This window comes from Streptomyces sp. APSN-46.1 (genome assembly GCF_022815725.1).
Taxonomy (GTDB): domain Bacteria; phylum Actinomycetota; class Actinomycetes; order Streptomycetales; family Streptomycetaceae; genus Streptomyces.
Map to the genome: position 1 here is coordinate 1,204,722 of NZ_JALGRF010000001.1, position 19,940 is coordinate 1,224,661.

The following is a 19,940-nucleotide window of genomic DNA, read 5'->3' on the forward strand; positions in this document are numbered from 1 at the left end:
CAGTCACTGGCTACTTGGGAGGTACGTTGCGCTCTTTCGATGGACACCGCCGCACCCGCCCGCTCCTCCGTCACGTCGCCCTCACCGGCGCCGCCCTGCTCGCCGCCACGGCCGCGATACCGCAGGCCGCGGTCGCCGCGTCGGCTTCCGACGCGGCGGACGGCGGCCCCGCCGGAGGCGGTCTCTCCGCCGTCATCCGGTACACCGAGAACGGCATCCCGCACATACGCGCGAAGGACTACGCGCACCTCGGGTTCGGCACCGGCTGGGCCCAGGCGGCGGACCAGGTCTGCGTTCTCGCCGACGGGTTCGTGACCGTGGCCGGTGAGCGTTCGCGCTGGTTCGGCGCCGACGCGGTGACCGACGGCGCGCTCTCCTCGGCCGCCAAGAACCTCTCCAGCGATCTCTACTTCAAGGGCGTACGGGAGTCCGGCACGGTCGAGATGCTCCTGGCCTCGCCCGCCCCGGCCGGGCCCAGCGAGGACGTCAAGGAGCTGATGCGCGGCTGGGCCGCCGGATACAACGCGTGGCTGGCCCAGAACAAGATCTCCGATCCGGCCTGCGAGGGCGCCGCCTGGGTGCGCCCGGTCAGCACCACCGACGTGGCCGCGCGCGCCTTCGCGGTGTCCGTGCTCGGCGGGCAGGGGCGCGGCGTCGACGGGATCACGGCGGCCCAGCCGCCGGGCCGGGCAGCGGTCCCTACGGCGGCCCCGTCCCCAGCCGATCCGGGCATCGATCCGGCACCTGACCCGGCAGCCGACCCGTCGCCCGACCCGGCGGCCGCCGCCGAGGCCGCGCAGGCCTTCTTCGACACCACCCGCTACGACAGGGGCTCCAACGCGGTCGCCTTCGCCGGCTCCACCACGGCGTCCGGCGGCGGCCTGCTGCTCGGCAACCCGCACTACCCCTGGCAGGGCGGACGCCGGTTCTGGCAGTCGCAGCAGACCATCCCCGGCGAGCTGAACGTGTCGGGCGGATCCCTGCTCGGCACGCCGGTGGTGAACATCGGCTTCAACGAGAAGGCCGCCTGGAGCCACACCGTGGCCACCGGCACCCCCGTGAACCTCCACCAGCTGGCCCTGGACCCGGCCGACCCGACCACCTACCTGGTCGACGGGAAACCCGAGAGGATGACCGAACGCAAGGTCAGCGTCCAGGTGGCGGAGGGGAATCCGGTCACCCGCTCCCAGTGGTGGACCCGCTACGGCCCCGTCATCACGGGCCTCGGCCCGGGCCTGCCGCTGCCCTGGACGGCCGGCACGGCGTACGCGCTGAACGACCCCAACGCCGCGAACCTCCGCGGCGCCGACACCGCCCTCGCCCTGGGCAAGGCCCGCTCGGTCGCCGGGATCCAGGACGCGCTGAAGCGTACGCAGGGCCTGCCCTGGGTCAACACCATCGCCGCGGACGAGGCGGGCGGCACGCTCTTCACCCAGTCCCAGGTGCTCCCGCGGATCACCGACGAGCTCGCCGCCCGCTGTTCCACCCCGCTCGGCAAGGCCACGTACCCCGCCTCCGGGCTCGCGGTGCTCGACGGCTCGCGCGGTGACTGCGCGCTCGGCACGGACCCGGACGCGGTGCAGCCGGGCGTCTTCGGCCCGGGCAAGGCGCCGACGCTGCGCGACGCCCCGTACGCCGAGAACTCCAACGACAGCGCCTGGCTGGCCAACGCCGACCGGCCGCTGACCGGCTACGAGCGGATCTGGGGCAATGTCGGCACGCCGCGCTCGCTGCGTACCCGCGGCGCGGTCGAGGACGTGGCGGGAATGGCCGCGAAGGGCTGGCTGACGGTGGCCGACCTGCAGAAGCAGCAGTTCGCGAACCGGGTACCCGCCGGTGACCTGGCGGCGGCCGACGCCGCGAAGGCCTGCTCCGCGCTGCCCGGCGGCACGGCGACGGCGAGCGACGGGGCGGCGGTGGACGTCTCCGCGGCCTGCGGAGTGCTCGCGGCCTGGGACCGTACGGCGAACACCGCCAGCCGGGGCGCGCTCCTCTTCGACCGGTTCTGGCGGAAGCTGACGGCGGGCACACCGGCCAAGGACCTGTGGCTGGTGCCGTTCTCACCGGCCGATCCGGTACGGACGCCCCGTACGCTCAACCGGGCGGCACCCGGCATCGGGCGGGCCCTCGCGGACATGGTCACCGAGCTCAAGGCGGCCGGGATCGCGCTCGACGCCCCGCTGGGCGAGCACCAGTTCGTGGTGCGCGGCGGCCGGAAACTGCCGGTGGGCGGCGGCACGGAGGCACTCGGCGTCTGGAACAAGATCGAGGCGCCGTGGAACGCGGCGAGCGGCGGCTACCCGGACGTCGTGCACGGCTCCAGCCACATCCAGGCGGTCGGCTGGGACGGCGGGCGCTGCCCGGTGGCGCGCACGCTGCTGACGTACAGCCAGTCCTCGAATCCGAACTCGCCGTACCACGCCGACCAGACGGGCCTCTTCTCCGAGGAGCGCTGGGTGAAGGCACGGTTCTGCGAGCGGGACATCCTCACCTCGCCGAAGCTGAAGGTGGTCTGGCCGCGCGAGCGGCGCTGACCCGACGGCGAGGACGACGGCGAGGACGACGGCGACGGCGGCCGGGCGACGGAGACACCGCCGGGCCGCCGGGCCGCCCCGGCCGCCGGGCCCCCTCACCGCCCTTGCGGCTCAGGGGCTGACGGCGAGGAACAAGTACGCGGCCAGCAGGACGAGGTGGACTCCGCCCTGGAGCAGGGTGGCCCGGCCCGGGGCGATGGTGAGGACGCTGACCACGACGGTGAGGGCCAGCAGGACCATGTGGACCGGACCGAGGCCGAGCAGCAGGGGGCCGGAGAGCCAGACAGAGGCGAGGGCGATGGCCGGGATGGTCAGGCCGATGCTGGCGATGGCGGAGCCGTAGGCGAGGTTGAGGCTGGTCTGGACGCGGTCGAGGCGGGCGGCGCGCACGGCGGCCAGGGTTTCGGGGGCGAGCACGAGCAGGGCGATGATCACACCGACGACGGCGTGGGGCAGGCCCGCGCGGGCGACGCCCGCCTCGATGGTCGGGGAGACGGCCTTGGCGTTGCCGACGACGGCGACGAGCGCGACGAGCAGCAGGCCGAGGCTGGTCAGGGCGGCCCGGGCGGTGGGCGGCGCGGCGTGGCCCTCGTCCTCGGGGGCCGGATGGCCGGCGGCGCGGTGCCGGTCGGCAGTGCTGTCCACGGGCAGGAAGTAGTCCCGGTGGCGGACGGTCTGGACGGTGATGAACACCCCGTACAGGCAGAGCGAGGCCACGGCGGCGAAGGCGAGTTGGGCGGTGGAGAACTCGGGGCCGGGCTTGCTGGTGGTGAACGTGGGCAGCACGAGGCTGAGCGTGGCGAGCGTCGCGACGGTGGCGAGGGCCGTGCCGGATCCCTCGGCGTTGAAGACGGCGACCCGGTTGCGCAGCGCGCCGACGAGGAGCGACAGGCCGACGATGCCGTTGCAGGTGATCATGACGGCGGCGAAGACGGTGTCGCGGGCGAGCGAGGCGGTCTTGTCGCCGCCGTCGGCCATCAGCGTGACGATGAGGGCCACTTCGATGACGGTGACGGCGACGGCGAGGACGAGCGAGCCGAAGGGTTCGCCGACCCGGTGGGCGACGACCTCGGCGTGGTGGACGGCCGCCAGCACCGCGCCGCCGAGGCAGAGGGCGACCAGCGCCACCGCGACCGGGGGAAGATCACGTCCCCAGCTGAACACGAGCGCGACGAGCGCCACCACGGGGACCACGACGGTCCAGTCGGTCAGGGGTGAGTTGCTCATCTTCGTGCGCATATCACCCAAACTGCCAGACCCGTCCCGCGAGTGCGGTGCGCGGCACGACGACGACTTCCACGGGCTGTTCAGCACCGGGGCGCCGGCGGAAGAAACGGGGCTCTAGACGAGCCGGCGCCGGGCGGACTCCACGATGTCGTCGAGCGTCGCGTTGAAGGCGATCGCCGCGTCGGGCGCGTGGCGGCGTACCAGGTTCACGATCTGCTCGAACAGAGGCAGGAGTTCCGGCGTCTTGCGGATCCCGCCTCCCACCACGACGACGTCCCAGGGGCGTTCGGTCAGCGCTGCGGTGATCACGGACTCGGCCGAACCGTCGAAGACGATCAGCGCCATGGCGGCGTCGATGCCGTGCTCGCCGAACCGGGCGAGTTCCTGGTCGAGGGACGCGCGGAAGGCCCCCGCGTCGAGGGTGGGTACCGCCTCGGGGTCTATGCCGAGCACAAGCGCAGAAGTCATGCCGCAAGCCTACTCAGCAGCCCTGCCCTGCCCGTTGGCGGGCAGGGCACGCACGGCAGCAGGGCAGCACGGCAGCACGGCAGCACGGCAGGGAAGTCCTCGCACGGCTCCGCAGCGGTACTTCACATCGCGCGCTCGTGGCCCTCCCAGTACGGGTCGCGCAGCCGCCGCTTGTACAGCTTGCCGTTCGGGTCGCGCGGCATCGTCTCGATGAAGTCGACCGTCCTGGGCCGCTTGTAGGCCGCCAGCTGCCGCTCGCAGTGGTGCATGATCTCGGCGGCCAGCGCGGCACTCGCGGCGAAGCCCTCCGCCGGTTCGATGACCGCCTTGACCTCCTCGCCCCAGTCGGCGTGCGGAATGCCGAAGGCGGCGGCGTCGGCGACCGCCGGGTGGGTGAGGAGCGCGGACTCGATCTCGGCGGGATAGATGTTGACGCCGCCCGAGATGATCATGTCGATCTTGCGGTCCCGGAGGAAGAGGTAGCCCTCCTCGTCCATCAGGCCGAGGTCCCCGACCGTGAAGAAGTCGCCGATGCGGTTCTTCCTCGTCTTGCACTCGTCCTTGTGGTAGCTGAAGCCGCCGGTGTTCATCTTCAGGTAGACGGTGCCCAGTTCACCGGGCGGCAGCCGGTTGCCGTCGTCGTCGAAGATGGCGAGTTCGCTGATCGGCCAGGCCTTCCCGACCGTTCCCGGCTTCTTCAGCCAGTCCTCGGCGGTGGCGAAGGCGCCGCCGCCCTCGCTCGCCGCGTAGTACTCCTCCACGCAGGTGCCCCACCAGTCGATCATCGCCCGCTTGACGTGGTCGGGGCAGGGCGCGGCCCCGTGGATGGCGTGCCGCATCGAGGAGACGTCGTAGGCGTCCTTGGTCTCCTGCGGGAGCGCGAGGAGCCGGTGGAACTGGGTCGGGACCATGTGGGTGTGCGTGCACGCGTGGTCGTCGATCAGGCGCAGCATCTCCTGCGGCGCCCACTTGTCCATCAGCACCAGCGGATGTCCGATGTGCAGGGAAGCGCCCGCGAATTGGAGCACGGCGGTGTGGTACAGCGGCGAGCAGACCAGGTGGACGTTGCCGTCGAAGGGCCGGATGCCGAAGATGCCGAGGAAGCCGCCGAGGTGGGTCTCCTCCGGGAGTTTGCCGGGCAGCGGGCGGCGGATGCCGCGCGGCCGGCCGGTGGTGCCGGAGGTGTAGTTCATGACCCAGCCGAGGGTGCGGTCCTCGGGGGCCGTCCCGGGCCGTCCGTCGAGGAGTTCGCCGTACGGGCGGAAGCCCGCGACCGCTCCGACGGCGTAGCGGTGGCTCGCGGGGAGGCCCGCCTCGTCGGCCGCGGCGGTGGCGGCGTCGGCGAAGCGCTCGTGGGCGATGAGGACCTTGGCGCCGGAGTCGGAGACGATCCAGGCGATCTCGGGGCCGACGAGGTGGTGGTTGACCGGGACGAGGTAGAAGCCGGCCTGGGAGGCGGCGAGATAGGCGGTGAAGAACTCGACGCCGTTGGGGAGGACGACGGCGAAGACGTCGCCCTTCTCCAGCCCGGCGGCGCGCAGGCCGTGGACGAGGCGGTTGACGTCGGCGTGCAGCCGGCCGGCGCTCCACCGCTCGCCTTCGGGGGTGATCAGTACGGTGCGGTCCGGATCGGCGGCGGCCTGGGCCCAAAAGCCCTTGGGGGCCGACGGGTTGTCTGTCATCGTGCTGCTCACTCCTCAGGCCCGGCCGGCGATGCGGGTGATGCGGTCGATGGCGCGCTCGAAGCCGCTGGTGAGGTCGTCGAAGACGGCCTGGACGCTGCGTTCGGCGTTCATCCGGCCGACGATCTGGCCGACGGGGGTGCCGAGCAGCGGCTGGACCTCGTACTTCTGGATCCGGGAGACGGCCTCGGCCACCAGCAGCCCCTGGAGCGGCATGGGGAGCGCGCCGGGGCCGTCCGGATCGTCCCAGGCGTCGGTCCACTCGGTACGCAGCTGGCGGGCGGGCTTGCCGGTGAGGGCGCGGGAGCGGACGGTGTCGCCGGAACCGGCGGCGAGCAGCTTCTCGGTGAGGGCGCGGGAGTGCAGCTCGGCCTCGGTGGTGGTGAGCCAGAGCGAGCCGAGCCAGGCGCCCTGGGCGCCGAGCGCGAGGCCGGCGGCGATCTGCTCGCCGCTGCCGATGCCGCCGGCGGCGAGGACGGGGAGCGGGGCGACGGCCTCGGCGATCTCGGGGACCAGGACCATCGTGGCGATGTCGCCGGTGTGGCCGCCGGCCTCGTAGCCCTGGGCGACGACGATGTCGATGCCGGCCTCGGCGTGGCGGCGGGCGTGTTTGGCGCTGCCCGCGAGGGCGGCGACGAGGACGCCGTGGTCGTGGGCGCGCCGGATGACATCGGCGGGCGGGGAACCGAGGGCGTTCGCCAGGAGTTTGATGGGGTAGTCGAAGGCGACGTCGAGCTGGTTGCGGGCGACCTGCTCCATCCAGCCGGTGATCCGCCAGCCGGAGGCCTCGCCTTCGGCGAGTTCGGGTACGTGGTGCTTGGCGAGGGTGTCGCGGACGAACTCGCGGTGCGCGGCCGGGATCATCGCCTCGATGTCGGCCTCGCTGATGCCGTCGACGGCCTTCTTGGCGGGCATGACGACGTCGAGGCCGTACGGCTTGCCCTCGGTGTGGTCCTGCATCCAGTCGAGGCCGCGTTTGAGGTCGTCGGGGTCGGTGTAGCGGACCGCGCCGAGTACGCCGAACCCGCCCGCGCGGGTGATGGCGGCGGCGACCGCCGGGAAGGGCGTGAAGCCGAAGATGGCGTGCTCGACTCCCAGTTTCTTGCTCAGCTCCGTCTCCATGGGCCGCAGGATGCCGTAGCGCGGCGGCCGAGGGAAGAGATTTTCTGATGCTGTGTCAGATTCTTTGACGGCCGGTTGATGCGGAGGGTGCGGAGCGTGCGGGCAGATACTTCGAGAGGGTGCGACGGCGTACGGGAGGCCGGCATGGACAGGGTCACGGGAGCGGAGTACGCGGCTGGCGCCGGCGGCGCGGCGGACGGCGCAACGGAAGGCGCGGCGGACGGCACGGCGGACGGCGGCGCCAGGCCCGGGCTCACCCGGAGACGGCTCGGTGCGCGGCTGCTCGCGCTCGGCGGTGTGCTCCTCCTGCACGCGGCGCTGCCCGGCGCGGCCGGGGCCCAGGGGAATCCCGCCGAGCGACGCGCCTTGCAGGGCCTGCGGCTGCGGTACGGGTCGGCCCGCCAGGCCGGGTTGCTGGACCGGCACCTGGAGGGAGTGGTGGACGAGGCGCGGCGGTTCCTGGGCCCCTCCCCCGAACACCCTTACTACGCCGGGGCCGTGGTCCTCGCCGGGCGGGGCCGTACGGTCGCCCTGCACCGGGCCATGGGGTACGCCGTCCGGTACGCGGACTACGACGGGCGCACGGACCGGGTCCGGGAGTTCCCGGCGGCCGAACGCATCCCGATGGCCGAGGACACGGTGTTCGACCTGGCCTCGCTGACCAAGCTGTTCACCTCGATCCTGGCCGTCCAGCAGATGGAGCGGGGCCGGCTGGAGCTGGAGGCTCCGGTGGTCCGGTACCTGCCGGAATTCACCGGGGGTGGCAAGGAGGTGATCACGGTCCGACAGCTGCTGACGCACACCTCGGGACTGCGCTCCTGGGCGCCCTTCTACCAGCAGTCCACGCGCGAGGGGCAGTTGAGGCTGCTGTGGTCGGTGCGACCGCAGGAGACTCCCGGGACGGTGTACCGGTACTCCGACCTGAACCTGATCTCGCTCCAGCTGCTCTTGGAACGGATCACCGGCCGCACTTTGGATGCCCTGCTCCACGACGAGATCACCGCTCCGCTCGGGATGCACCGCACTCGTTACAACCCACCGCTCTCCTGGCGCCGCGTCACCGCCGCCACCGAAGTGCAGCGACCGCCCTGGTCCGGCCTGGACCGAGGGCTGGTGTGGGGCGAGGTACACGACGAGAACGCGCACGCCCTCGGCGGCGTCGCCGGCCACGCCGGTGTCTTCGGCACCGCCTGGGACCTGGCCGTCCTGGCCCGCACCCTGCTCGACGGCGGCGCCTACGCGGGCAGGCGCATCCTGCGCCCCGCCTCCGTCGAGCTGCTGTTCACCGACTACAACACCGCCTTCCCCGGCGACGACCACGGCCTCGGCTTCGAGCTCTACCAGCACTGGTACATGGGCGCCATGGCCACCCCGCACTCCGCCGGGCACACCGGTTTCACCGGCACGTCCCTCGTGCTGGACCCCTCCACCGACTCCTTCCTGATCCTGCTGGGCAACTCCGTCCACCCCGTACGGACCTGGCGCGCCGGCAGCGCCCCCCGGGTCGCGGTCGGCAACCGTTTCGCCCGCGCCGTGCCGGTCCGTACCCGGCACGGCGGCCCGGCCTGGTTCTCCGGCATCACCCCGGGCGCCTCCGGGACCCTCACCCTGCCCCCGCTCACCCCGGCCACGGCCGCCGCCCGGCTGCGCTGCGCCGTGTGGTGGGACACCGTGCCGGGCGAGGGCGCCTTCCACCTGGAGGCCTCGCCCGACGGGGAGAACTGGGAGCCGCTGCCGTTCACCACCGTACGGACCACGGGCGGCACACCGGAGGAGTGGCCGCGCGGCTCCGCCGGAGGCTGGTCCGGCCGCGTCTGGCACCGCCTCGAAGCCCCGCTCACCGCCTGGGCGGGTCGCGAGGTACGCCTGCGCTTCGGGCACACCGCGACCGGCCGCTACGTGGGGCGGGGGGTCTACGTGGATGCCGTACGGGTGACGGAGCGTGCGCGGCTCCTCTTCGCCGAGGACCGACCCCGCGACGCGGCCCTCATCGGGTCCACCGGCTGGACCAGGTCGACCGACTAGATCCCTGATCCGAAAACCCGGCGTCTCAGCCCCGGCCGCGAGGCTTCCCGCGGCGGGCGCCCTTGGCACCCTTGGCACCCTTGGCGCCGCCGGAGCCGCCCGATCCGCCGCTCCTGGGAGGCTTGCCCGTCGACTTCCCGGCGGCCGGCTTCCGCCGCGCGCCGCCGCCCGCGTCGGGGCGCTTGGCCTTCGGCTGGGCCTCCGGGGCCGGGGGCTTGCCGCGGCCACGGGAGCTGTTGACGGTCCGCCCCCGGACGATTCCGATGAACTCCTCCACCAGGTCGGTGGTTTCGTCCTCCGGCCACGACAGCGCGACGCGCGACTCGGGGGCGTCCGTGACCGGCCGGTAGGTGAGGTCCCTGCGGTGGTGCAGGCGCGCGAGCGACTGCGGGACCACGAGCACGCCCACACCGGCCGCCACCAGCTCGATGGCGTCCGCGGTCGTGGCGGGGCGCTCGATGGCGGGCCGCCCGGGCAGCCGCTCCCAGTCGAGGGTGTCGTCGAGGGGGTGCAGCACGATCTCGTCGGCCAGATCCTCGGTGGACACCTCTTCGACCGCCGCCACGAGGTGGTCCTTCGGGACCACGACCACCGTCGTCTCGGTGTACAGGGGGATCGCGCTGAGGGCCGTCCGGTCGATCGGCAGCCGTACGAACCCCGCGTCGGCGCCGCCGGCCCGCAGGACGCCGGGGGCCTCCTGGGGGGACACCGTGAGGAGGGTCAGCGGAACGTCGGGCAGCCGCTCGTTCCAGATCCGCACCCACTTGCTGGGCGTCACCCCTGGAACATAGGCGAGCCGGAACGAAGGAGGTACTTCCGAGCCTGTCACCCGCCCAGATTACCGGTCGTGGTCGGAGGCCTCGCACACGCTCGCTACTCTTGACACCATGACGTCGCACCAGACCACCCAGACGATGAAGCCCGCGACCGCGGCCAAGAAGCTGGGTGTGTACCTCGAAGCCACACCCGCAGAGTTCCAGGAGGGTGTCGTTTCGCGCACCGAGTTGAGTGCGCTGCAGGCCGATCCGCCCCAGTGGCTGCAGGAACTGCGACAGAACGGCCCGCACCCCCGGCCGGTGGTCGCGGCCAAGCTCGGCATCTCCATCGCGGGCCTCGCGCGCGGCGGGATCACCGACCCGCTCACCACGGCGGAGATCGACGCGCTGAAGACCGAGAACCCGGAGTGGCTGCAGAAGGAGCGCGCCACCCAGGCGGAGGTCCGCAAGGAGGCCGTGCGCATCAAGGAGAAGAAGGCGGAGCGCGCGCAGAAGCAGCAGTAGCCGCGCCCTGACCCACAGCGTCAGCCGCGTCACGTGGCGTGGCGCGCGACGAAGGTCCCCGGTGATGTGATCGCCGGGGACTTTCGCATTGCCCCGGACCGCCGTCCGCGCCCGGCATGGACCGGCATAGAACCGTGCCCCTGCGCGTTGAGAGTCGTTGTTGAAGTTCGTTGACCGTTCAACACCGAAGGCAGGCATGGCGATATGACCGACATCGATTGGGACCACCCGAACGACCCCAAGACCGGCTGGGCGCTGGACCACGTCAAGCTGTACGTCGGCTCGAACGGCGCCGAGGGCCAGTACTGGAACGGCACCCAGACGCTGCTCCTCACCACGGTGGGGCGGGTCTCCGGCAATCCCGTGCGGACTCCCCTCATCTACGGTGAGGACGACGGCCGCTACTTCGTCGTCGCGTCCTCCGGCGGCGCCCCCGACCACCCCCTCTGGTACAAGAACCTCAGCGCCCACCCCGAGGTCCGGATCCAGGTCGGGCCCGAGATCCTGCACGGGACGGCCCGCACGGCCACGCCCGAGGAGCGCACGGCGTACTGGCCGCTGATGGTCAAGCACTGGCCCTCGTACGACGAGTACCAGGCCAAGACCGAGCGGGAGATCCCGATCGTGGTGATCGAGCCGACCGGCCGCCCCGACCGCGACCGCCAGGCCGCCCGGGCCTGACCCGAGCGGCCCGGTCGGTCTAATTCTCGCGTTCCAGGACCGCCATCGCCGCGTTGTGGCCGGGGACCCCGCTGACCCCGCCGCCGCGGATCGCGCCCGCCCCGCACAGCAGGACGTTGGCGTACGGCGTCTCCACACCCCACCGGGACCCGTCGGCCCCGTCCGCGCCGTCCCTGTACGGCCAGGACAGGTCCCGGTGGAAGATGTGGCCGCCCGGCAGCCGCAGTTCACGCTCCAGGTCCAGCGGGGTCTTGGCCTCGATGCAGGGCCGGCCGTCCGCGTCGAGGGCGAGGCATTCGGTGATCGGCTCGGCCAGGTGCGCGTCGAGCTGGGCGAGGGTGGCGGTCAGCAGCACCTCGCGCACACCCCGGTTGTCCTTCTCGAAGAGCCGGGCCGGGGTGTGCAGGCCGAACAGCGTGAGCGTCTGGTAGCCCTGCTCCACCAGCTCCGGCCCGAGGATCGACGGGTCGGTCAGCGAGTGGCAGTAGATCTCCGAGGGCGGTACGGAGGGCAGCTCGCCGGAGGCCGCCTCGGCGTGGGCGCGCGCGAGCTCCGCGTACCCCTCGGCGATGTGGAAGGTGCCGCCGAAGGCCTGGCGCGGGTCCACGGACGTGTCCCGGAGCCTGGGCAGCCGCCTCAGCAGCATGTTGACCTTGAGCTGCGCGCCCTCGGCCGGGGCGGGCGGGCTCTCGCCGAGGAGGCCGGCCAGCGCCTGCGGCGAGGCGTTGACCAGGACGTTCCGCCCGACCACCCGCCCCTCCCCGGTCGCGGTACGGAAGGTCACCTCGGCCGGAGCCGTTCCGTCCGTGTCGATGCGGAGCACCTCGTGCCCGGTGGCGATGTCCGCCCCGGCGGCCCGCGCGGCGGCGGCCAGGGCGTCCGTGAGCGCGCCCATCCCGCCGACCGGGACGTCCCAGTCCCCGGTGCCGCCGCCGATGACGTGGTAGAGGAAGCATCGGTTCTGCGCGAGCGAGGGGTCGTGCGCGTCCGCGAAGGTGCCGATCAGCCCGTCCGTGAGCACCACGCCCCGCACCAGGTCGTCGGCGAAGTTCCGCTCGACGGCCCGGCCCAGCGGCTCCTCGAAGAGCATCCGCCAGGCCGCCTCGTCGTCGATCCGGGCCCGCAGCTCCTCCCGTGTCGGCAGCGGCTCCGTCAGGGTCGGGAACACCCTCGCGGCGACCCGCCCGGTCGTCCCGTAGAAGGCGCGCCAGCTCTCGTACTCGCGCTCCGAGCCGGTCAGCCGCGCGAAGGACTCCCTGGTGCGTGCCTCGTCCCCGCCGACGAGCAGCCCGCCGGGCCGGCCGTGGCGCTCGACGGGTGTGTACGAGGAGACCGTGCGCTTGCGGACCTCGAACTTCAGCCCGAGCTCGCGGACGATCTTCGGCGGGAGCAGCGAGACCAGGTACGAGTAGCGCGACAGCCGGGCGTTCACGCCCACGAAGGGACGGGTGGAGATCGCGGCCCCGCCGGTGCGGCCGAGGCGCTCCAGGACGAGTACGGACTTCCCCGCTCGGGCCAGATAGGCGGCGGCGACCAGGCCGTTGTGCCCGCCGCCCACGATCACCGCGTCGTACACGTCCGAACCGAAGCCGTGCGAGGGCGAGGGCGAGGCCAATGCTGGGGCCGAGGCCGAGGTCGTCATGGCTCTTGGTAGCACACCTGGCCGAGCCGCTCCAGACAGTGCGCCTCGTCGGCGTGGGCCGCCACGGTTTCGGGATGCTCGTCGCCGAGGGACCGTTCGCGGATGCCGGAGAGTTCCCGGTACACGGGCAGCGCCTCGTGCCAGCGGCCGAGCCTGCCGAGCGCGACGGCCAGTTCGCGGCGGCTGACCAGGGTGTCCGGGTGCCCGGCGCCGAGCACCTCGGCCCGTACCGCGGCCACCTCGCGGGCCTCGGTCGCGGCCTCCTCCCAGCGCTCCAGCCGCCCCAGGTTGACCCCGAGGACGTGCCGGGCGCGCAGCGTCTCGGGGTCGGCGCCGCCGTAGGCCCGGGTGCGGTCGCGGACCAGGCCCCGGAACAGGTCGAGGGCCTCGGTGGCGCGGCCGGTGCGGCCGAGCGCGATGCCGATCTCGTAGCGGGCGGCGAGGGCGTCGGGGTGGTCCCGGCCGAGCACGCGTTCGCGTACGGCCGCGACCTCGCGGAAGGCGGCCAGGGCCTCGTCCCAGCGGCCGAGGCGGCCCAGGGCGTAGGCCGCTTCGTACCGGGTCAGCAGCGTGTCGGCGTGTTCGGCGCCCAGCACGGCCGCACGGTCGGCGGCCACCTCGGCGGCGGTGCGGTGGGCGTCCTCGTAGCGGCCGAGGGCGCCCATGGCGCAGGCGAGGTTGTGACGGCAGCGCAGGGTGTCGGGGTGGCGCGGGCCCATGGTCCGGGCGCGGGCGGCGAGCACCGCTCCGTAGATCTCGTACGCCTCGCGGTGGCGGCCCAGACGGCCCAGTTCGTACGCCTCCTCCTGGCGCGCCGCGAGGGTGTCGGGGTGGTCCGGGCCGAGCACGCGGGCGCGCCCGGCGGCCACGGTCGCGTACAGCGCGAGGGCCTCCTCGGGGCGGCCGGCCCGGCTGAGGGTGAACGCGCGGGTGTGCCCGGCGGCGAGGGCTTCGGGGTGGTCGGGGTGGTCGGCGGCGGCCGGGTCCGGGCCGGTGGGGCGCGGCAGCCCGTAGGCAGCGGTCAGCCGCGGGTCCTCGGCGGCGGCGGGCCGCAGGATCCGGTGTGCGCCGCTCACGCGGTGCGCGCCGCTGTGCCGGCCGGCGCTCCAGGAGCCGGTGAGCACGGCCCATTCGCCGCTGGCGGGGCGGGCGTCGATACCCGCCTTGCGGCCGGCGGTCATTCCCCGGGCCCACTCGGGCAGCGGGGCCTGGGCGCCGGGGAGGCCGCCGGGGCCGAGCCGGGCCTCGACGAGCTGCCGGTGCAGGTGGCGGGCGTCGCCCGGGCGCTCGTCGGGGTGTTTGGCGAGCAGGTCCAGAACGAGCTGTTCGAAGTATCCGGGCAGCTCGGGGCGGTGCTCGCGCGGCGGTACGGGGGCCGTGTCGCGGTGCCCGACCAGGACGGACCAGGAGTCGCCGAGATCGAAGGGCGGGGCGCCGGTGGCGATCTCGTACAGGACGCAGCCGAGGGAGTAGAGGTCGCTGCGGTGGTCGATCTCGCCGCCCGCGATCTGTTCGGGCGACATGTAGTGCGGGGTGCCCATGGCCATGCCGCCGCCGGTGAGCTTGGCGGTGAAGCCGATGTCGTGGGCGAGGCGGGCGATGCCGAAGTCGCAGATCTTCACCGTGCCGTCGGTGAGCCGCATGATGTTGGCGGGCTTGAGGTCGCGGTGGACGACGCCCTGGTCGTGGGTGTAGCCGAGGGCGGCCGCCAGCTGCTCGGCGATGTCCACGACCACGTCCACGGGGAGGGGGCGTGCCTCGTTGTCCTCCATGAGCTGGCTGAGGTTGCGGCCTTCGAGGAGTTCCATGACGAGGTAGAGCGGGCCGCCGGCGGCGCTGTCGTCACCGAAGTCGTGGACGACGGTGACGCCCCGGTGCTGGAGCGACGCGGCGACGCGCGCCTCGCGGCGGAAGCGCTCGCGCAGTACCTGGGTGAAGTGTGCGTCCTGCTCGGGCCCGATCGGCTTGAGGCATTTGACGGCGACCTGGCGGCCGAGCGATTCGTCCCGGGCCCGCCACACCTCGCCCATGCCGCCGCGCCCGATCAGATCGAGCGACCGGTACCGGCCCTGGATCAGTCTGGACTCCGCCATGTCTTGAAGCCGCCCCCGTTGTCGTGCCGCGTCTGTCGTGCTGCGTCCCGTGCCCTCCCCGGCCGGTCCAGTATGGACGCTGATGAACGCGGTGTGTACGGCGAGGGGCGGCTCCCGGGGCCCATGCGGCGCATCGCTTTCAAGATGTGACCTGGAGGCAGCTGCCAGCGCAGACCTGCGGGAATGCTGCGCAGGAGGCGTCCGGTGAGGCGCAGGCGCCGGGTGACGACGCGCGGGGCCGGTGCGGGCCTCCCGTACAGCTGGTGCGCCCAGCCGGGGAGGGATCCGTACGCGAGGCCGGCGAGCGGCCGCCACAGCAGGTTTCGGCCAGGGACGAGCAGGGGTTGGACGGGCGGGCTGCGCAGGAAGGCGTCCACGTCGTGGGCGTCGGCGCCGGCCGCGAGCTCGGGCCGGACCTTCTCGAAGTAGGCGGCCAGCGCCGCGGTGTCGGCCGGCACGCCGGAGGGATCGAGGCCGACGAGGCGGGCGTTCACCCGGTTCTCGTCCACGTAGCGGTCGGCCTGGGCGGGGGTGAGGGGGATGCCGGAGCGGCGCAGGATGTGGAGGAAGCTCTCGATCTGCGCGCAATGCACCCAGAGCAGCAGCTCGGGGTCGTCGACGGGGAAGCGCTCGCCGGTGGCGGGGTCGGTGGCCGACAGCGTCCGGTGGATCTTGCGGACGTGGGCGCCGGCCCGCTCGGCGGCCTCGGTGGTGCCGTAGCTGACCGTCCCGACGAAGTCGGCGGTACGGAGCAGCCGGCCCCAGGCGTCGTGGGCGAAGTCGCTGTTCTCCATGACCCCGCGGACCGCGCGCGGGTGCAGGGCCTGGAGGTAGAGCGCGCGGACCCCGGCGATCCACATCATGGGATCGCCGTGGCAGTGCCAGGTGACGGACCCGGGTCCGTAGAGCCCCGGGTCGGGGCCGGTGCGGGGTTCGGAGCCGCCCGCCGGGTCCGCCGCCTCAGTACTCGGCCGCATCTCACACCTCCTCGGCGAAGGCCGCCGCGTGTCAGCGAATGGCCGCGTCATCCCGGGGCCACTGTCGGCGGTCGGTCGTATCCTCACGCCCATGACATCGTCTTCCCAGGACGCTCGTGATCCACTCCTTGAGGCATTGCGCGCGCTGCCGACGGACAGCCGGAACACCGCGCCTGAGACCCGGGCCCGCTTCGAATACCAGGACGAGTGCATCGCCCTCACCTTGTTGGAGCACCTCGCCGACCAGCTGGTGGGCGTACTCGTGGAGCACTCGACGGATGTGATCCTGATCCCGCGACAGGGGCTTCCGGAGCTGGTGTCCATCAAACATCGGGAACCACACCACAGTTCTGAGCCCGCGTGGACGTGGCCCGCCCTCCACAAGGACCGGGTTCTCATCGACCTGCACGGCGCCTGGCTCGCCGCGGGCAAGGCGTGCACCGTCGCCTTTTTGATGTGGCCCGTGGTCGCCCGCCGCCTTGGTCAATCTGGCCAACGCGTACGTGCTCCAGGGGGTGCGTTGGGCGGCGTGCCGGACGTCCCCTGACCCGCGGCCGGCGGACAAGGTCCCACGGTGCGCCCAGTCCTCAGCGGCGGACGCGGGGCATGCCGAGGCCGATCCAGGCGATGATCTCGCGCTGGATCTCGTTGTTGCCGCCGCCGAAGGTGAAGATCACCGCGCTGCGGTAGCCGCGTTCGAGTTCGCCGTGCAGGACCGCGCCGGCGGAGCCGTCCTTGAGGGAGCCGGCCGCGCCGACCACCTCCATGAGCCAGGCGTACGCGTCCCGGCGGGCCTCCGAGCCGTACACCTTGACCGCGGAGGCGTCCTGCGGGGTGAGGGTGCCCGACTGGACGGCGCCCACCATCTGCCAGTTGAGCAGTTTCATCGCGTCGAGCCGGGCGTGGGTGCGGGCGAGGCGGCCGCGCACCCATGAGAGGTCGATGACCCGGCGGCCGTCGGCGAGCTTGGTCTCGGCGGCCCAGCGCTGGACGTCGTGGAGTGCGCGGATGGCCATCGTGCCGTGGGCGGCGAGGGTGACGCGCTCGTGGTTGAGCTGGTTGGTGATCAGCCGCCAGCCCTTGTTCTCCTGGCCGACGCGGCGGCTCGCCGGGACGCGGATGTTCTCGTAGTAGCTGGCGGTGGTGTCGTGCGAGGCGAGGGTGTTGATGAGGGTGCAGGAGTAGCCGGGGTCGGCGGTCGGGACGAGGAGCATGGTGATGCCCTTGTGCGCGGGGGCGTCCGGGTCGGTGCGGACGGCGAGCCAGACCCAGTCGGCGGTGTCGCCGTTGGTGGTCCAGATCTTCTGCCCGTTGACGACGTAGGTGCCGCTCTCCTCGTCGCCCTCGCGGACGGCCTTGCACGTGAGGGCGGCGAGGTCGGTGCCGGCCTCGGGCTCGCTGTAGCCGATGGCGAAGTCGATCTCGCCGGCGAGGATGCGGGGCAGGAAGTACGCCTTCTGCTCGTCGGTGCCGAACTGCATGATGGTCGGCCCGACGGTGTTGAGCGCCATCAGCGGCAGCGGTACGACGGCCTGCGCGGCCTCGTCGAAGAAGATGAACTGGTCCATCGGCGACATCCCGCGCCCGCCGTACTCCTTGGGCCACCCCACCCCGAGCCAGCCGTCGGCCCCGAGGCGGCGGATGGTCTGGCGGTAGAACCGCTTCTGGGCGGCCGGGTCCTCGTAGCGGGCGTAGACGTCCGCGGGCACCAGCTCGGCGAAGTAGGCGCGCAGCTCGGTGCGCAACCGCTGCTGCTCAGGCGTGTATTCGAGGTGCACGGCCCCTCCGGGAATCTCGCGGTCGTCCGTCGCCGGCAGTGCGCTGGCGCAGGGCAGACTAGAACCTGTTTCAAGAATCCGGAAGGGTCGCGCAGCGGGCCGACGTCAGGAGAAGACCACCGAGCGCAGCTTCAGGCGCTCCGAGCCGTAGCCGGTGTAGGGGCGCAGCGTGAAGTAGTCGCCCTCGCAGTCGGGCTCGGTGAAGACGGTCGCCGAGGAGTCCGTCCGGTTGCGCGGGGAGAAGGCGGGCGCGGAGGAACCCGGGTCGGCGACCTCGGGGAGGGTGATGCACTCGGCGCTCTCCGGGTCGGACAGCGCGGCCCGCTGCGGCTGGCCGTCCAGGCCGATGTAGGTGTACGAGAACGTTCCGTTCGCGGCGTGCGCGGAGCCGGGGACGGCGACGAGGAGGGTGAGGGCGCTGGCGGCGGCGACCGCGGCACTGCGAAGACGCATGGGGGTGATCCCTTTCGGTGGGAGGGCGGCGACAGCTCCCACACTAGAGGTCACACAGCGTGGCCAAACGATTCCTCCACTCCACCGAAAAAGGTGGTTTACCGCCGTATCGCCCCGGGAATTCCCGGAGATTCCGGGAGATCCCGAGAAAACACATCACCCTCCGTAGAGCAGCCTCCCGTGCGGGTCAGTTCAGGGCTCGGATCATCGCCTCGGCCGTCGCCGCCATCGCCGTACGGGCGGCGGTGAGGTACGGGCGCGGGTCCGCCGGGGTGAGGTGGGTACGGATGGCCCCGGTCATGGCCACGTTCAGCGCGGTGCCGATGTTGACCTTGCGGATGCCGCCCGCGACGGCCGCCGCGAGCTCCGCGTCCGGCAGCCCCGAGGAGCCGTGCAGGACGAGCGGGACGTCGACGGTCTTGGCCAGCCGGGCCAGCAGGATGTGGTCCAGCGAGGCGGTCCGGCTGGTCATCGCGTGGCTGCTGCCGACGGCCACGGCCAGGGCGTCCACCCCGGAGTCGGCGACGAACCGCCGCGCCTCGTCCGGGTCGGTACGGGCGCCCGGCGCGTGCGGGTCCAGCGGGGCGGCGCCGCTCTTGCCCCCGACCTCCCCCAACTCGGCCTCGATCCACAGCCCGTTGGCATGCGCCCAGTCAGCGGCGGAGCGGGTCGCCTCCAGGTTCTCGGCGTACGGGAGCTGCGCGGCGTCGTACATCACCGAGCTGAACCCCGCGTCGGCTGCCCGCCGCAGCAGCTCGGTGCTCTTGACGTGGTCGAGGTGCAGCCCCACGGGCACGGCGGCCTCTTCGGCGCAGGCGACGGCCGCGCGAGCGATCGGCATCAGCTGCCCTCCCCTGAACTTCACGGCGTTCTCGCTCAGTTGCAGGATGACCGGCAGCCCGGCGGCCTCGGCCCCCGCGATGACGGCCTCGGCGTGCTCCAGGGTGATGATGTTGAACGCGGCGACGGCGCGGCCCGCGACGGCCGCCTCCAGGACGAGCGCTCCGGCGGGGACGATGCTCATCGGACCGCCCCCTCACCCGAGTCGAGGATCACCGAGCGGGTCAGATGGCGCGGCGCGTCCGGGTCCAGCCCCTGGTGGGCGGCGACGGTGATGGCCAGCCGGTGTACCCGTACCAGTTCCGCGAGCGGGTCGAGCCGCCCGGCCACCCACTGGGCGCCGGCGCCGGCCACTTGTTCGGCGATCCCCTCGGGCGCTTCGTCGAGCGACCAGGTGACGGTGCCGGGGCCGGTGACGCTGACGGGCCCGTGGCGGTACTCCATCGCCGGATAGGACTCGGCCCACGACAGCGAGGCCTCCCGCATCTTCAGCGCGGCCTCGTTCGCCAACCCCACGCTCCAGCCCCGGCCGAGGAAGGTGAACTGCCCACGGCTCGTGAGCCCTTCGGGCAGGGGCGCCGCCAGCGCGGTCCGGGCGTCGGCGACGACCCCGGGGGTGTGCCGGCCCACGTGGGCGCGCAACAGGGTCAGCGCGGTGGTGGCGAACCGGGTCTGTACGACGGACTGTTCGTCGGCGAAGTCCAGGACGACGAGCCCGTCCGCGAGGGCCATCACCGGGGTCGCCGGGTCCCCCGTGATCGCGGTCGTGGGCACACCGGAGTCCCGCAGTCCGGCCAGCAGGTCCAGCACCTCGGTGGTGGTCCCGGACCGGGTGAGCGCGATGACCCGGTCGTAGCGGCGGTGGCGCGGGAACTCCGAGGCGGGGAAGGCGTCGGTCTCGCCCTGCCCGGCCTCCTCGCGCAACCCGGCCGCGGCCTGGGCCATGTAGTACGAGGTCCCGCACCCGACGATCGCGGTACGCTCCCCCGGCCGAGGCAGCACCGCCCGGTGGGACGGGGCCAGTTCGGCGGCGCGCTCCCAGCACTCGGGTTGTGTGCCCGACTCGTACGCGACGTGGCTCATGGCGGCTCCCTGGCTAGCGCGGCGGCTGCGTTGGCTGCGTATGTGATGCGCATGT

General features: G+C 72.9%; 17 protein-coding genes. 5 read left to right on the forward strand and 12 right to left on the reverse strand.

Annotation, left to right across the window (positions count from 1 at the left end):
- The first annotated feature begins 26 nt into the window (after positions 1–26).
- The gene (locus MTF65_RS05375; RefSeq protein ID WP_243627024.1) at positions 27–2,534 is read left to right on the forward strand and encodes a penicillin acylase family protein; all 2,508 of its coding nucleotides are present in this window, start codon (positions 27–29) and stop codon (positions 2,532–2,534) included.
- Between the two features lie 111 nt (positions 2,535–2,645).
- Here MTF65_RS05375 and MTF65_RS05380 read toward each other — a convergent pair whose 3' ends face one another.
- The 4 genes from MTF65_RS05380 to MTF65_RS05395 all read right to left on the reverse strand — a co-directional run bounded on the left by MTF65_RS05380 (position 2,646) and on the right by MTF65_RS05395 (position 7,033).
- A complete protein-coding gene (locus MTF65_RS05380) occupies positions 2,646–3,761 on the reverse strand; it encodes a calcium:proton antiporter (RefSeq protein WP_243627025.1) in 1,116 nt (371 codons plus the stop codon).
- 114 nt (positions 3,762–3,875) lie between these two features.
- Positions 3,876–4,229 carry a hypothetical protein gene (locus MTF65_RS05385; RefSeq protein WP_243627026.1) on the reverse strand — a complete coding sequence of 118 codons (354 nt, stop codon included), beginning with the start codon at positions 4,227–4,229 and terminating at the stop codon, positions 3,876–3,878.
- 122 nt (positions 4,230–4,351) lie between these two features.
- A complete protein-coding gene (locus MTF65_RS05390; RefSeq protein ID WP_243627027.1) occupies positions 4,352–5,911 on the reverse strand; it encodes an acyl-CoA synthetase in 1,560 nt (519 codons plus the stop codon).
- A 15-nt stretch (positions 5,912–5,926) separates the two neighbouring features.
- Entirely contained in the window at positions 5,927–7,033 is a 1,107-nt protein-coding gene (locus MTF65_RS05395; RefSeq protein ID WP_243627028.1) for a nitronate monooxygenase family protein, read from the reverse strand.
- A 144-nt stretch (positions 7,034–7,177) separates the two neighbouring features.
- Here MTF65_RS05395 and MTF65_RS05400 point away from each other — a divergent pair, with 144 nt between their 5' ends.
- On the forward strand, positions 7,178–9,058 hold the full coding sequence (locus MTF65_RS05400) for a serine hydrolase domain-containing protein (RefSeq protein ID WP_243627029.1): 1,881 nt from the start codon (positions 7,178–7,180) through the stop codon (positions 9,056–9,058).
- 25 nt (positions 9,059–9,083) lie between these two features.
- Here the strand turns inward: MTF65_RS05400 and MTF65_RS05405 are convergent, their stop codons facing one another.
- Positions 9,084–9,887, reverse strand: coding sequence for a LysR substrate-binding domain-containing protein (locus MTF65_RS05405; protein WP_243627030.1), 804 nt, complete (start codon positions 9,885–9,887; stop codon positions 9,084–9,086).
- Positions 9,888–9,945: 58 nt separating this feature from the next.
- Here MTF65_RS05405 and MTF65_RS05410 point away from each other — a divergent pair, with 58 nt between their 5' ends.
- Together MTF65_RS05410 and MTF65_RS05415 are read left to right on the forward strand one after the other, a co-directional pair.
- Positions 9,946–10,338 (forward strand): DUF5997 family protein, encoded by a 393-nt coding sequence (locus MTF65_RS05410; protein ID WP_243627031.1) that lies wholly within the window; start codon positions 9,946–9,948, stop codon positions 10,336–10,338.
- Positions 10,339–10,542: 204 nt separating this feature from the next.
- The gene (locus tag MTF65_RS05415) at positions 10,543–11,019 is read left to right on the forward strand and encodes a nitroreductase family deazaflavin-dependent oxidoreductase (RefSeq protein ID WP_243627032.1); all 477 of its coding nucleotides are present in this window, start codon (positions 10,543–10,545) and stop codon (positions 11,017–11,019) included.
- A gap of 19 nt (positions 11,020–11,038) precedes the next feature.
- On the opposite strand, the gene MTF65_RS05420 is transcribed toward MTF65_RS05415, so the two are convergent.
- From MTF65_RS05420 to MTF65_RS05430, 3 genes are read right to left on the reverse strand one after another with little or no spacing between them, the layout of a single operon-like run.
- On the reverse strand, positions 11,039–12,661 hold the full coding sequence (locus MTF65_RS05420) for an NAD(P)/FAD-dependent oxidoreductase (RefSeq protein ID WP_279398558.1): 1,623 nt from the start codon (positions 12,659–12,661) through the stop codon (positions 11,039–11,041).
- Positions 12,658–14,754, reverse strand: a complete 2,097-nt coding sequence (locus MTF65_RS05425) for a serine/threonine-protein kinase (RefSeq protein ID WP_243627033.1) — start codon at positions 14,752–14,754, stop codon at positions 12,658–12,660. Before MTF65_RS05425 ends, MTF65_RS05420 begins: the two co-directional genes overlap by 4 nt.
- Complete coding sequence (locus tag MTF65_RS05430; protein ID WP_243627034.1) at positions 14,736–15,731, reverse strand: oxygenase MpaB family protein; 996 nt, start codon at positions 15,729–15,731, stop codon at positions 14,736–14,738. The genes MTF65_RS05425 and MTF65_RS05430 overlap by 19 nt, the downstream gene beginning before the upstream one ends.
- Before the next feature lie 91 nt (positions 15,732–15,822).
- Here MTF65_RS05430 and MTF65_RS05435 point away from each other — a divergent pair, with 91 nt between their 5' ends.
- The gene (locus MTF65_RS05435) at positions 15,823–16,278 is read left to right on the forward strand and encodes a hypothetical protein (RefSeq protein ID WP_243627035.1); all 456 of its coding nucleotides are present in this window, start codon (positions 15,823–15,825) and stop codon (positions 16,276–16,278) included.
- A 40-nt stretch (positions 16,279–16,318) separates the two neighbouring features.
- Here the strand turns inward: MTF65_RS05435 and MTF65_RS05440 are convergent, their stop codons facing one another.
- From MTF65_RS05440 to MTF65_RS05455, 4 genes are all read right to left on the reverse strand, one after another.
- Positions 16,319–17,509 (reverse strand): acyl-CoA dehydrogenase family protein, encoded by a 1,191-nt coding sequence (locus MTF65_RS05440; protein WP_243627036.1) that lies wholly within the window; start codon positions 17,507–17,509, stop codon positions 16,319–16,321.
- Between the two features lie 105 nt (positions 17,510–17,614).
- Positions 17,615–17,962: a hypothetical protein gene (locus MTF65_RS05445; protein ID WP_243627037.1), complete on the reverse strand. Its 348-nt coding sequence runs from the start codon at positions 17,960–17,962 to the stop codon at positions 17,615–17,617.
- Between the two features lie 187 nt (positions 17,963–18,149).
- On the reverse strand, positions 18,150–18,986 hold the full coding sequence (locus MTF65_RS05450) for a class II fructose-bisphosphate aldolase (RefSeq protein ID WP_243627038.1): 837 nt from the start codon (positions 18,984–18,986) through the stop codon (positions 18,150–18,152).
- Positions 18,983–19,885, reverse strand: coding sequence for an SIS domain-containing protein (locus tag MTF65_RS05455; RefSeq protein WP_243627039.1), 903 nt, complete (start codon positions 19,883–19,885; stop codon positions 18,983–18,985). Before MTF65_RS05455 ends, MTF65_RS05450 begins: the two co-directional genes overlap by 4 nt.
- Positions 19,886–19,940 lie beyond the last annotated feature (55 nt).